A 13,892-nucleotide genomic window follows, 5' to 3' on the forward strand; every position below is an offset into this window, starting at 1 on the left:
GCAACATGCGCAAAACCAACCGCCTTACTACGCCAAGCCGCCTGCCGCTCGCCCTGGCAGTGCTCACCTGCCTGCAGGCAGCCCCGGTCCTGGCCCAGGAAGCAGTACAAACGGAATCGGCGGCGTCAAGCGCCTCCAATGAAAGCAAGAAGGCGACCAACCTTGACAAGGTCACGGTCACCGGCTCACTGATCCGTCGTGCCGATTACGAGACCACCTCGCCGGTCTTCACCATCGATACAGAACGAAATGCAACCCAGGGCCAGGTGAACGTCGCCGAGTTCCTGCAGAAGTCGGCCATTGGTGCCGCTGAAACCCAGATCACCAACCAGTTCGGTGGCTTCAACACCAACGGCGGTACCGGTGTGCAGACCTTCTCGCTGCGTGGGCTGGGTGCCAACCGCACGCTGGTCCTGCTGGACGGCCAGCGCCCGGGCCCGGCCGGCACCCGTGGTGCCGTCGGTGCATTCGACCTGAACGTGCTGCCGACCGCCGTGCTGCAGCGCGCCGAGATCGTGAAGGACGGTTCGTCCTCGATCTATGGTTCCGATGCCGTCGCCGGCGTGGTCAACCTGATCACCAAGAAGCACTTCGATCGTCCGGAACTGACCGTTACCGGCCGCGTACCGACCGAAGGCGGCGGGGAAGTGTTCTCCGCGTCGCTGGCCAATGGCTGGAACTTCGAGCGCGGTAGCATCGTCGCCGCCGTCGAGTGGTACCGCCAGAATGAGCTGACTCGCGGTGACCGCGACTACTTCAAGTGCGCCGAAGACCTGGTCTGGGACGCAGATGGCAACCGCGTCGACCGTGTCGACCGCTCGATCCTGGCCAACACCAACCTGGGTGGCTGCCAGAACATGCTGCACAACGTAGTGGACGTGACCAACAACCGGGTCACCACACGCTACGTGCCCAGCGCGGATGGCTCCACGGTAGGTCCGTTCCCGGGCTACCGCCCGCGCGCCAACCAGACCTATGCCAACGGCAATCCGATTGCCACCTATGAAGAACCGTACAACTTCCAGGAGTACGGCAAGTCCCACATCGTCAACAAGCAGGAGCGAAAGTCAGTCTACTTCGCCACTGACTTCGGTTTCGATTCGTTCAACTGGAAAACCCAGTTCCTGTACAACAACCGCACCACCGACAACTTCCAGTGGCGCCAGTTCTTCCCGACCGTCCGCCTGCCGGGCAGTGCAACGGCTACGGCACAGCCGATCATGCCGTTCAAGAACATCTCCAACACCGAGGTTGACTACTTCTACTTCGCCAACAAGCTCGATGGCCTGATCAAGGGCACCGACACCTGGGCGTGGGAAGTTAACGCCAACTACAGCCGGTCCAGCGGCAAGTACAGCACCCTCGGCATCCGCAACTCGATCAGCGGCGATATCGGTCGTCCGGGGGCCGGCACCACGATGGCCGCCAACTACTTCGATCCGGGCTATCTGAGCGGTGCCAAGGTCGACGAACTGGTGAGCATCCTCGGCGTCTGGGCCAACGGCAAAACCACCTACGACCAGACCACCGTCAACGCGGTGTTCAGTGGTGAACTGTTCGACCTGCCGGCCGGCGCCGTGTCCACCGCAGTTGGCTTCGAGTACCGCAACTACAAGATCGACGACAAGCCGGCACCGGAGAACTACGATCTGTGGGGCTCGACCACCGCCGATCGCACCAAGGGCGACGACAAGGTCAAGGAAGCCTTCGTCGAATTCGACATTCCGCTGCTGAAGGGCCTGCCGGGTGTTGAATCGCTGTCGGCCAATGCATCAGGCCGCGTCTTCAAGTACGACTCGATCTCCGGCTCGGACAACGTGTGGAAGCTCGGCCTGAACTGGCAGATCATTCCCTCGCTGCGCCTGCGCGGCACCATCGGCACGTCGTACCGCGCACCGGGCCTGTACGAAATGTACCTGGGCAATCAGACCGGCTTCCTGGCGCAGACGCAGATCGACCCCTGCATCCGCTGGGGTGAAAGCAACAACACCCGCATCCAGGCCAACTGCGGCGCGGCAGGCATCCCGGCCGACTACACCGGTGCCGGCAACTCCAGCGCTACCGTGTATACCCGCGGCGGCAAGGACGGCAACCTGACTCCGGAAACCTCGCGCGCGCGCAGCGTCGGCCTCGTATTCACGCCTTCGTTCGCCGACCTGAGCATCGCCATCGACTACTTCGACTACGAAGTGCGCGATCAGATCACCTCGCTCGGTGCGCCCTCCATCCTGCAGGGCTGCTACGAGTCGACCACCTATCCGAACCGTTACTGCGATCTGCTGCGCCGCAATCCCAGCACCAGCGCAAACGCGAACATGGTGACCGAGGTGTATGCCCAGTACCTGAACATCAACCGCCAGCGCACCCGCGGTTGGGACATGACCCTGAACTGGGATCATGAGTTCAGCTTCGGCAAGTTCTCGCTGGACTCGCAGATCACCTACACGGTGGAAGACACCGCCGAGCTGTTCGACAGCGCCGCTGCCAGCGGCCTGTCCTCGTCCGACCGCCTGGGTGACCTTGGCCGTCCGGACCTGGTCGGCAACCTGGGCCTGAGCCTGAAGCGTGGTGACTGGACCTACAATTGGCTGACGCAGTACATCGCCCAGACCAAGGATCCGGACCTGGACGAAAAGTTCACCTACCAGGGCCGTCCGAACTCCTACCGCGATACCACTCTGGAAAGCCGCTTCTACCACACTGCTTCGGTCAGCTACGACCAGGCCGACTGGCAGATCCTGGTGGGCGTGGCGAACGTGCTGAACACCAAGCCGCCGCTGATCTCCAGCAGCGTCTACTCGTCGCGCTACGGCAACACCTACCCGTTCGCAACCCAGTACGACTACTACGGCCGCACCCCGTTCGTGCGCCTGAAGTACAAGTTCTGATCCTGGGCGGATAGCAGTACCCCGACAGACCCGGCTTTTGCCGGGTCTGTCTTTTCCGGGCAAGGCAGCGGCCCTTGCGCCCGGCCATGACCTTCGACACCCTTGCAGGGCAGGCCGGCGGCGTATCGTTCGGCCCACGGCCGTCCCCGCGGCCCTTCCCTGACTCACTCGGCCTGGAGGCCATTCAAGTGACCCGTACTCCCAAGATCGTGCTGCTGACCCTGGCCGTTTCGGCCGCGCTGGTCGGCTGCGGCAAGAACGAAACCCCGGCCAAGGACGCCACCGCCTCCACGCCGGCTACCGCCGAAGCCACCAACTACACGCTGGACGAAAGCAAGCTGCCGGCCTACAACGCCTTCCAGCCGAGCGATCTGGACACCAGCAAGGACGCCTGCGGCGCGTTCGGCGACTACGTCAACAGCAAGTGGCTGGCGGCCAATGAGATTCCGGGCGACCGCACCAGCTGGGGCGCATTCACCATCCTCGACGAGCGTTCGGTGGCCGTGCAGCACCAGCTGGCCGAGCAGGTCGCGCAGGTCAAGAACCCGAACCATATCGAGAAGATCGTCGGCGACCTGTGGGCCACCGGCATGGACGAAGCCAAGATCAATGCCCAGGGCATCGAGCCGCTGAAGGCCGACCTGACCGCGATCGAGGGCCTGCAGGACAAGGCGGCCATCGCCAACTACCTGCGCAGCAGCGCCGCCAAGGGCGACAACGTCCTGTTCGGCTTCGGCGCCGAAGCCGACTTCAAGAACTCGGCCGTCAACCTGGCCTACGCCAGCCAGGGCGGCCTGGGCCTGCCGGACAGCACCTACTACACCGATGCCAAGAACGCCGACAAGCTGAAGGCCTACCAGGCGCACGTCGCCAAGGTGCTGGAGCTGTCCGGTGTCGCCGCCGCCGATGCGGCCAAGCAGGCCGAAGAAGTCGTCAAATTCGAGACCCGCCTGGCCAAGGCCTCCAAGTCGCGCGTCGAGCTGTCGCGCAACGTCGAGCTGTTCTACAACCCGGTCACCCTGGCCGACGCCGACAAGCTGACCCCGAACTTCAGCTGGACCGAGTTCTTCAAGTCGCAGGGCGTAGCCGCGCCGGAGAAGTTCTCGCTGGCCATGCCGGCTTTCCATGAGGAAGTGAGCAAGGCGCTGGGCGACACCGATCCGTCGGTGTGGCGTGCCTACCTGCGCTTCCACACCGTGGACAGCGCTTCGCCGTACCTGGCCGACGCCTTCGTGCAGGAGAACTACGAGTTCTACGGCAAGACCCTCAATGGCCAGAAGGAACAGAAGCCGCGCTGGAAGCGCGTGCTGGGCACCATCGAGAACGATGCCGGCGAAGCCTTCGGCCAGCTGTACGTGAAGGTGGCCTTCTCGCCGGAAGCCAAGGCGAAGATGGAAGAGCTGGTGAAGAACCTGGCGGCTTCGCTGAAGGAACGCATCCAGGGCTTGAGCTGGATGAGCGAGGAAACCAAGGCCAAGGCCATCGCCAAGTGGGAAACCTTCACCCCGAAGATCGGCTACCCGGACAAGTGGCGTGACTGGTCGGGCCTGCAGACCCAGCGCGACAGCTTCCTGGGCAATGTGCGCGCCGCCAGCGAATTCAACTACAAGTTCAACCTGTCCAAGATCGGCAAGCCGGTGGACAAGACCGAGTGGGGCATGACCCCGCAGACGGTCAATGCCTACTACAACCCGCTGCAGAACGAGATCGTGTTCCCGGCTGCCATCCTGCAGCCGCCGTTCTTCGATCCGAAGGCCGACGACGCGCTGAACTACGGCGGCATCGGTGCGGTGATCGGCCATGAAATGACCCACGGTTACGACGACCAGGGTGCGCGCTTCGGGCCGACCGGCAACATGGAAGACTGGTGGACCCCGGCCGACAAGAAGAACTTCGAAGGCCTGACCGGCAAGCTGGTCAAGCAGTTCGACCAGTACAAGGTCGACGGCCAGGCGGTGAACGGCCACCTGACCCTGGGCGAGAACATCGCCGATCTGGGTGGCCTTGCCACCGCCTACGATGCCCTGCAGAAGGCCACCGCCGGCAAGGAAGATGCGAAGGTCGACGGCTTCACCCGCGACCAGCGCTTCTTCTTCAACTGGGCCACCGTGTGGCGCACCAAGTACACCCCGGAGAACGCAAAGGTCCGCCTGGCCACCGATCCGCACGCCCCGGCGCAGTTCCGTGCCATGGGTGCGCCGTCGAACCTGCCGACCTTCGCCGCTGCGTTCCAGTGCAAGGCCGGTTCGCCGATGGTCCGCGCCGGCGAACAGCAGGTGGTGATCTGGTAAGCCCTGGCTGATGCCAAGGTAGACCTGCAGAGGCCCGGGAATTCCCGGGCCTCTGCTTTTGGCGGCGCATTGCATGTCATCCACGCATGGCCTGGATCTACTGATGCCGGTGACCCGCGAACAGGGCGTGACGCCTGCATGCCGCGTCGATGCACAGCTTGCTATAGTGCGCGCGCCCTCAATCCATCACGGATTCGTTCCACATGCCCAATTTCCGTCCGCTTGCCATCGCCCTGGGCATCAGCCTGGCGACCCTGGTCCCGACCCACGATGCATTCGCCGCCAAGAAAAAGGCCGCGCGCGCCCCGGCTGTCAGCGCCCAGTGCAGCGACTTCTACGACGCCACCAATGCAGGCTGGCTGAAGGCCAACCCGGTACCGCAGACCGGCGCCATCACCGCGCTGGGCCAGCTGGTCGACCGCAGCCGCCAGCAGCAGCGCGAACTGCTCGACGCGGCGATGAAGTCGCCGCAGGGCAACGTGCAGAAGCTGCTGGGTGATTTCTGGGCCAGTGGCCTGGACGAAGCGGCCGTGGAAGCGGACGGCTCCAACCCGATCGCACCGCTGCTGACCCGCATCAACGCGATCAAGAAGGCCAAGGATGTACCGGCCTCGATCGCGGCACTGCACCAGGTCGGCATCCCGGTGGCCTTCAACTTCGGCCCGGACGTCGACCTGAAGGCACTTGACCGCCACATCGGCTACTTCATGCAGGGCGGCATGGGCTTGCCGGATCCGGCGTTCTATACCCGTACAGATGCCGACACCGTGGCCCTGATGGGGCGCTACCGCAACTACGTCAAGCAGATCCTGGCGCTGACCGGCACCCCGGCCGCCAAGCTGGATGCCGAGTCGCAGGCGGTGATCGCGCTGGAAACCGAGCTGGCACGCAATGCGCAGTCGCTGGCCGGCATCAACAACCCGTTCAACAACTACGCGCCGATCTCCACCAAGGAGCTCAACAGCCGCTACCGCAACCTGCAGCTGGACGCTTTCCTGAAGGCACAGGGCGTGGATGACGACCTGGTTTCGCTGGCCGACCCGGGCCTGTTCAAGCAGCTCGACGGCATGGTCACCAAGCTCAAGCCGGACCAGTGGAAGGCCTACCTGCGCTGGCGCGTGGGCGACTCGATGGCGCCGTACCTGTCCAAGGCCTACCGCGACGCCGAGTTCGAATTCCGCGGCCGCGTGCTGCGTGGCGAGACCCTGCCGCCGCAGCGTTGGGAAGACGTGCTCGATGCGATCAACGTGGCCGCTGGCCCGATGGTCGGTCGCGAATACGCCGCCCGTTACCTGCCGGCCGAAGACCGTCGCCAGGCGGCGTGGATCGTCGACAAGGTCCGTGAAGTGCAGATCGAAGCGGTCAAGAACAGCAGCTGGATGAGCGCCGAGGCCAAGACCGAAGCGCAGGCCAAGCTGGCCGCGCTGAAGATCGAGATCGGCACCCCGCTGCGCGACCTCGACTACAGCGTGCAGCCGATGGGCCGTGGCTCGTTCGGCGGCAACATGCTGATCGCTTCGACCTGGCGCCATCGCGAGGAAATGAAGCGCATCGGCAAGGGCAACGCCGACCGTCGCTGGGACGTGCTGCCGCAGCAGCCGTCGCTGGCCTACGACCTGGCCCAGAACCGCCTGATCGTCACCGCCGCGATCCTGCAGGGCCCGGTGTTCAACGCCAAGGCCGATGCCGCCGACAAGTTCGGCAGCTTCGGTGGCCTGGTTGGCCACGAACTGACCCGTGCGATCGATGCCAAGGGTGCGCTGGTCGACGCCAAGGGCGAGTTGCGCAGCTGGTGGACCCCGGCCGACAAGACCGCCTGGACCCTGCTCGGCAACCGCGTGGCCGCGCAGTACGGCAGCTATGATTTCCCGGGCGTGAAGGGTGCCAAGGTCAACGGCACGCTGACCCAGGAAGAGAACCTGGCCGACATCGCCGGCCTGGAGCTGGCCTGGGCGGCTTATCTCGCACAGGAGCCGAAGGCCAAGCAGGCACAGCAGCAGGGCTTCTTCCGCGCCTGGTCGGCGCTGTGGGCACAGCAGCTGTCGCCGAACGAAGCCGTGCGCCGCCTGACCGCCGACATCCGTGCGCCGGGCCTGTGGCGCAGCAACGGCACGCTGGCCAACCTGCCGGCATTTGGCGCCACCTTCAGCTGCAAGGCCGGCCAGCCGATGCAGCGCAGCGAAGCCGAGCAGATCAAGGTCTGGCGCTGAGCCAACTGCCGCACCGGTAATGCAGAGGGCGCCTTCGGGCGCCCTTTTTTGCGGGTGCAGCACGATCCCGGGTTAACACCGGGCGTGCTATCGCTGCGGCTTCGTCCATCGCGGAGCCCCGACATGGCACACAAGAATACGATCTGTGTCTGGTACGACAACGGCGCGCTCGAGGCCGCCACCTTCTACGCCAGCCTCCTGCCCGACAGCGCGGTGACCGCCGTGCATCACGCCCCCGGTGACTATCCCGACGGCAAGGAAGGCAATGTGCTGACGGTCGAGTTCACGGTCTGTGGTGTTCCCTGTGTCGGCCTCAACGGCGGCACCGCGTTCAAGCACAGCGAAGCGTTCTCCTTCCAGATCCAGACCGAGGACCAGGCCGAGACCGACCGCCTGTGGAATGCGATCGTCGGCAACGGCGGACAGGAGAGCCAATGCGGCTGGTGCAAGGACCGCTGGGGCATCTCCTGGCAGATCAGCCCGCGCATGCTGATCGAAGCGGTGACCAGCAAGGACAAGGCACTGGCCAAGCGCGCCTTCAACGCGATGATGCCGATGAAGAAGATCGACATCGCCACCATCGAAGCGGCAATCAAAAAAGGGGACGGAGGGGATTAAGTCGTTTCTGCCCCTGTCCTGTGCTCAGATGCAGATTGCGACTTAACTCCCTCCGTCCCTTTTTCCGAGGTGCTGATGACCTGGGATGCGATCATCGTTGGCGGTGGCCACAACGGCCTGGTCTGCGCGGCCTATCTGGCGCGCGGCGGAAAGAAAGTGCTGGTGCTGGAACGTCGTGGCGTTCTCGGCGGCGCGGCAGTCACCGAGGAATTCCATCCCGGTTTCCGCAATTCGGTGGCGTCATACACGGTCTCGCTGCTGCAACCGCAGGTGATCGATGACCTGCAGCTGCATGCACATGGGCTGCGCATCGTCGCGCGTCCGGCCAACAACTTCCTGCCGTTGCCTGATGACCGCTATCTGCTGTCGGCGCTGGGCCGCACCCAGGCCGAAGTAGCGAAGTTCTCCAAACAGGATGCGCAGCGCTTGCCAGCGTACGAGGCGCGCCTGGAGATCTTCGCCGACGTACTGCGCGCGTGGGCTCTGCGTGCGCCACCGGATCTGGGCGTGACGGGCGGTTGGCGTGCCCTGCCCGCCCTGTGGCAGATGGGCCGCCTCGGTCGTGAACTGGCTACGCTGGATACCTCGCTGCGGCAGGAACTGCTCGACCTGTTCACGCTGTCGGCGGCCGAGTATCTGGATCGCTGGTTCGAGAGCGCGCCGATCAAGGCGCTGTTTGGTTTCGATGGCATCGTCGGCAACTACGCAAGCCCGTACACACCGGGCAGTGCGTACGTGCTGCTGCACCACGTATTCGGCCAGTGCAATGGCGTGAAAGGCGCGTGGGGCCACGCGATCGGCGGCATGGGAACGATCAGCCAGGCGATTGCGGCGTCGGCACGCGAGGCCGGCGCGGAACTGCGCGCGGAGGCCGGGGTGCAGCGCGTGCGGATCGAACAGGGCCGCGCGGTGGGCGTGGAACTGGCCAACGGTGAAATCCTGCGTGCAAGAGCAGTGATCGCCAACGTCAATCCAAAACTGCTGTACGAGCAATTGTTGGAACCTTCGCAGGTACCGGCAGCTACGCGCGAGCGGATGGCGAACTGGCGTTGCGGCTCCGGCACCTTCCGGATGAACGTGGCGCTGTCGCGGTTGCCGGACTTCCGCGCCCTGCCCGGCCCCGGCGATCACCTCAGCGCCGGCATCATCATTGCGCCCAGCCTGGACTACATGGACCGGGCCTGGCTGGATGCGCGCCGCGACGGCTGGTCGCGCGAACCGATCGTGGAAATGCTCATTCCCAGTACGCTGGACGATTCGCTGGCGCCGCCCGGCCAGCATGTGGCCAGCCTGTTCTGCCAGCACGTGGCGCCGGTGTTGCCTGAAGGCCGCCATTGGGATGATCACCGCGATACCGTTGCCGACCTGATGATCGCCACCGTTGAACGGTATGCACCCGGCTTCGCCGACAGTGTTCTCGGTCGACAGGTGCTGTCACCGCTGGATCTGGAACGGACCTTTGGCCTGATCGGTGGCGACATTTTTCATGGCGCGCTCAGTGCCAACCAGCTGTTCTCGGCTCGACCGATGGTCGGCCAGGCCGGCTATCGCGGCGCCCTGCCCGGACTATACCTGTGCGGGTCGGGCACCCATCCCGGTGGCGGTGTGACCGGTGCGCCGGGACACAATGCCGCCCAGGTGGTGTTGCAGGATCTGTAGATCCTCGCCACGCGCGGATGCGGGTTTGCCCTGCCGTTGCCGCGATCTGCTGTTGGTAGGTGCCAACCAAGGTTGGCAACTACCGGGCAATGCGTGCCGACCAACGGTCGGCACCTACAGCGTCAAATGATCCCGTTCAAAGCGTGCCAACCAAGGTTGGCACCTACTCGCGTGAAGCGAGGCGCATCGCGCCTCACTTCACGCTGCGCAGATGGTTCGGGCGCTTCGGCGGGCCGGGCGGACGACGCTTGTTGAACGGCGGCTGCCCGCGCCAGTAGCGGATCAGCAACCAGCCGAACAGCATGCCGCCCAGGTGCGCGAAATGGGCCACGCCCGGCTGCCAGCCGGTCATGCCCAGCACCAGCTCGCCCACGCCGAACAGGATCACGAAGGTCCGTGCCTTCATCGGAATCGGCGGGAACAGCAGCATCACCCGTTGGTTCGGGAACAACATGCCGTAGGCCAGCAGCAGGCCGAACACGCCACCGGAAGCGCCCAGCACCGTGGCCGGGTTTTCCAGCAGCGTGCCCACCAGCAGCTGGCAGACGCCGGCACCGGCCACGCACACCAGGTAATAGAGCAGGAAGCGCTTCTCGCCCCAGGTCTGCTCCAGTGGCGCGCCAAACATGAAGACGGCCAGCATGTTGAAGAACAGGTGCCCGAAGCTGCCGTGCAGGAAGCCATAGGTCAGCAGCTGCCACGGCTGGAAGTTGCCACCCGGCGAGAATGCGTCGAAGCCCTGCTGCAACGGTTGCAGCATGAACGGCTCGAAGGTCTGCATGCCGAGCAGGAACGGCTGCTGCAGCAGGAACAGGATCGCGTTGGCGATCAGCAGGGCCTTGGTAACGGTAGGCAGTCGCGGGAACATGGGAGCACCGGCATGGAACGGCCTCCATCATAGCCGCAGCACCGTGTCTTGTTGGCGACCGGCAGGCGTAGCCTGTTCAGTCGCCAGCGGCGCTCAACCGGGGCCCCACACGGCCGCATCCAGCGCTGCAACCGGATCGGTCGCGGGCATCCGCACCCGGCCATTCTCCACCACTACGCCCTCGGCACGCAGCCGCTGCGACTGCTCGCGCCAGCCGGCCGACCCTTCTTCCATGGCAATGCGCCCATCCGAGCGCAGCACGCGGTGCCAGGGCAGGTCTGGATCGTCGTTCTGGCCGAGGATGCGTGCGGTCAACCGCGCGCGCCCAGGCAGGCCGGCACGCATCGCCACCTGGCCGTAGCCCATCACCTTGCCAGGCGGAATCGCACGGATCACCGCCAGGATGCGCGCACGCGCCTGCTCCGGCGTCAGCGTCGCAGGCGGGTCACCAGCAGTACGCCGATCAGCACCAGTACGGTGCCGGCGATCTGCGCCGGCCCCATCGGTTCGTCGAGCAGCCATAGGCTCATCACGATGGTGGAAACAGGGCCCAGCATACCGACCTGCGCGGCCAGCGACGAACCCACGCGCTGCACCGCCAGCATGATCGCCAGCACCGGCAGCACCGTGCACACGGTGGCGTTGACCAGCGACAGCCACTGCACCGGCGCCGGAGCCTGCCACAGCAGCGGCAGCGGATGGGTCACCGCGAAATGCAGCAGCACCAGCGCGCTGGCCACGCAGCTGGCATAGGCGGTCAGCCGCACCGCACCGATGCGCGCCACCACCTGCCCACTGCCGAACAGGTACAGCGCATAGCTGAGTGCACTGCCCAGCACCAGCAGGCTGCCGAGGATGATCTGCCCGCCCTCACGCTGCAGATCGTGGCCGAAGGCGATCAGCACGCCGATATAGCTCAGCACCAGCGCACCGATCTGCCAGCGGCCCGGCCGCTGTCGTGCCAGCAGCACGTTGATCAGCAGTACCAGGGTCGGGTTCAAGTACAGGATCAATCGTTCCAGGGTCACGCTGATGTACTGCAGCCCCTGGAAGTCCAGCAGGCTGGACAGGTAATAGCCGGTGAAGCCCAGCCACAGCACGCGTGCACGGTCGCGCCAGGACAGCGGTGCGGCACGGCGCGAGGCCCACACCGCCATCAGCGCGAACAGGGGCAGCGCCATCAGCATGCGCAGCGCCAGCAGCGTTGTGGCATCCACGCCATGGCGCAGCCCCAGCTTGACGATGATGGCCTTGCCTGAAGCGGCAATGGCGCCGATTGCAGCCAGGCCGATGCCGCCCAGAGCGATGCGCGGGGACGTGGTGGCGATGCGGGGGGAAGAAGTGGACATCAGGAAGAAAACGGGCCGCATGGGCGGCTGGAAGCAGCCGGATTGCTTCCAATTGTCTCATGGCACTTCCGGGCGAACGATCCGATGTCCGTTCATGCTCACTGCAACTCCTGATCCACGCATGGCGTGGATCTACGTGTCGACCAAGGTCGACACCTACCAACAGCAACACAAAACGCAGTTCGGACAGATCGCAGGAGTCTGTCGAAGGCGGGGTGGGTCCGGTTGCGGGGGCGTGAGCCGCATGGGCCCGAGGCACGCCTCGGGCGGGTTGGGCAGGACGCCCAACCCCGGTCTTGCCGTGTACGCAGGACAGCGCACACGAGCAAGCGGCGACCGAGCTTGCGGGGGTGAGGGCGCTTTGCTTGCGAAGCACTGCTTCGCAAGCGCCCGAACGCACAGCCGCCAGCGGCTGGGCCGGGCCCCGGAGGGGGACTTGCAGCGTCCCCCGCAACCGGACCCACCCCGCCATTCCACGGAATGCACGCTGTTGCTGTTGCTGTTGCTGTTGCTGTTGCTTCGGCCGTTGCTGTCGAGGTTGCCGGCCAGCGGCCGGCACTACCGTGAGTGTCGGCTCAGCGCATCAACACCACTTCTTCAGCAGACGTCGGGTGGATCGCCACGGTGTCGTCGAACTGGGCCTTGGTCGCGCCCATCTTCACCGCCACTGCGAAGCCCTGCAGGATCTCGTCTGCGGCCTCGCCCAGCAGATGGATGCCGACCACGCGTTCTTCCGGGCCGGCGCAGACCATCTTGAACAGGCTGCGCTGGGTGCCATTTGCCAGCGCCTGCAGCATCGGGCGGAAACGGCTGTGGTAGACGCTCACCTGGTCGAAACACGCGCGTGCTTCTTCTTCGCTCATGCCCACCGCGCCCAGCGGTGGGTGCGAGAACACTACGCTGGCCACGTTCTCGTAATCCATCTTCGATTGCGGCCGGCCACCGAACAGGCGGTCCATCAGCCGCCGCGATGCCGCCACCGCCACCGGGGTCAGGCCGACCTTGCCGGCGATGTCCCCCACCGCGTGCACGCTCGGCACGTTCGTGGTCTGCCACTCGTCCACCTGCACCTGCTGGTGCTCGCCGATGCCGATGCCGAGTGCTTCCAGGCCCAGATCACGGCTGTTGCCGCGGCGGCCGGTAGCAAAGAACACCGCATCGAACACGCTGTCGAGTGGGCCGTCATGGCCGAATGCACGCACGCGTTCACCATCGCGCTGCAGTTCGCGCAGGCGGTAGTCGAAATGGATGCGCACGCCCTGCTGTTTCAGGTTCTCGGCCAACTGATCGGTCAGTTCGTAGTCGAACCGCTCCAGCAGTCGCTTGCCGCGCACCAGCAGGCTGACCTTGCTGCCCAGTGCCTGCAGCAGGCCGGCCAGTTCCACTGCGATGTAACCACCCCCGATGATCGCGACCTCGGCAGGCGCCGCGCGCAGATCGAAGAAATCGTCGGAGACCAGGCCCAGTTCGGCACCGGGAATGTCGGGCCGCAACGGGTGCGCACCGGTGGCGATCAGGATGTGCTCGGCGCTGTAGCGCACACCATCGCTACAGGCCACGGTGTGCGCATCCAGCAGATGGCCACGCGCTGGAATACGCACCACGCCGGTCTCATCCAGGCGCTTGTGGTAGCTGGTGTGGATGTTGCTGATGTAGGCCTGGCGATGGATCACCAGTTCCTTCCAGGAAAGTGCCGGGCGCGCTTGGACATCGAAGCCCATCGCACTGGCCAGGCCGATGCGCTCGTGCAGGTCGGCCGCCAGCCACATCGCCTTCTTCGGCACGCAGCCGACATTGACGCAGGTCCCGCCCAGTTCGCCCGGCTCCAGCATCGCCACGCGCTTGCCGTGCTGCGCGGCGCGGATCGCGCCAGCCAGGCCGGCGGAGCCACCGCCAAGGACGATCAGATCGTAATCATAGAGTGCAGTGCTCATCGGAATCGCTCGGGTGGGTAGGAGGCAGGATCGATCACGGGTGGACGGTCGCAGACAGGATCGGTGATCAGCGGG

The 13,892-nt window shown here is 65.2% G+C and carries 9 protein-coding genes; 5 read left to right on the plus strand and 4 right to left on the minus strand.

Annotation, left to right across the window (positions count from 1 at the left end; translation table 11 throughout):
• Positions 1–5 precede the first annotated feature (5 nt).
• The 5 genes from ACZK2G_RS15730 to ACZK2G_RS15750 all read left to right on the plus strand — a co-directional run bounded on the left by ACZK2G_RS15730 (position 6) and on the right by ACZK2G_RS15750 (position 9,666).
• Complete coding sequence (locus ACZK2G_RS15730; protein WP_478473795.1) at positions 6–2,888, plus strand: TonB-dependent receptor plug domain-containing protein; 2,883 nt, start codon at positions 6–8, stop codon at positions 2,886–2,888.
• A 188-nt stretch (positions 2,889–3,076) separates the two neighbouring features.
• A complete protein-coding gene (locus tag ACZK2G_RS15735) occupies positions 3,077–5,179 on the plus strand; it encodes a M13 family metallopeptidase (protein ID WP_478473797.1) in 2,103 nt (700 codons plus the stop codon).
• A gap of 203 nt (positions 5,180–5,382) precedes the next feature.
• The gene (locus tag ACZK2G_RS15740; protein ID WP_046983575.1) at positions 5,383–7,389 is read left to right on the plus strand and encodes a M13 family metallopeptidase; all 2,007 of its coding nucleotides are present in this window, start codon (positions 5,383–5,385) and stop codon (positions 7,387–7,389) included.
• Between the two features lie 123 nt (positions 7,390–7,512).
• On the plus strand, positions 7,513–8,007 hold the full coding sequence (locus ACZK2G_RS15745) for a VOC family protein (RefSeq protein WP_046983574.1): 495 nt from the start codon (positions 7,513–7,515) through the stop codon (positions 8,005–8,007).
• A gap of 75 nt (positions 8,008–8,082) precedes the next feature.
• On the plus strand, positions 8,083–9,666 hold the full coding sequence (locus ACZK2G_RS15750) for a phytoene desaturase family protein (protein ID WP_046983624.1): 1,584 nt from the start codon (positions 8,083–8,085) through the stop codon (positions 9,664–9,666).
• Between the two features lie 193 nt (positions 9,667–9,859).
• Here the strand turns inward: ACZK2G_RS15750 and ACZK2G_RS15755 are convergent, their stop codons facing one another.
• From ACZK2G_RS15755 to gorA, 4 genes are all read right to left on the minus strand, one after another.
• Positions 9,860–10,534, minus strand: coding sequence for a rhomboid family intramembrane serine protease (locus ACZK2G_RS15755; RefSeq protein ID WP_005410509.1), 675 nt, complete (start codon positions 10,532–10,534; stop codon positions 9,860–9,862).
• A gap of 93 nt (positions 10,535–10,627) precedes the next feature.
• Positions 10,628–11,056: an MGMT family protein gene (locus ACZK2G_RS15760; RefSeq protein ID WP_428705144.1), complete on the minus strand. Its 429-nt coding sequence runs from the start codon at positions 11,054–11,056 to the stop codon at positions 10,628–10,630.
• Positions 10,963–11,883 (minus strand): DMT family transporter, encoded by a 921-nt coding sequence (locus ACZK2G_RS15765; RefSeq protein ID WP_046983623.1) that lies wholly within the window; start codon positions 11,881–11,883, stop codon positions 10,963–10,965. The genes ACZK2G_RS15760 and ACZK2G_RS15765 overlap by 94 nt, the downstream gene beginning before the upstream one ends.
• 575 nt (positions 11,884–12,458) lie before the next feature.
• Complete coding sequence (gorA, locus tag ACZK2G_RS15770) at positions 12,459–13,817, minus strand: glutathione-disulfide reductase (protein WP_478473801.1); 1,359 nt, start codon at positions 13,815–13,817, stop codon at positions 12,459–12,461.
• Between the last annotated feature and the right edge of the window lie 75 nt (positions 13,818–13,892).

This window comes from Stenotrophomonas sp. 107298_Sma (assembly GCF_056480345.1).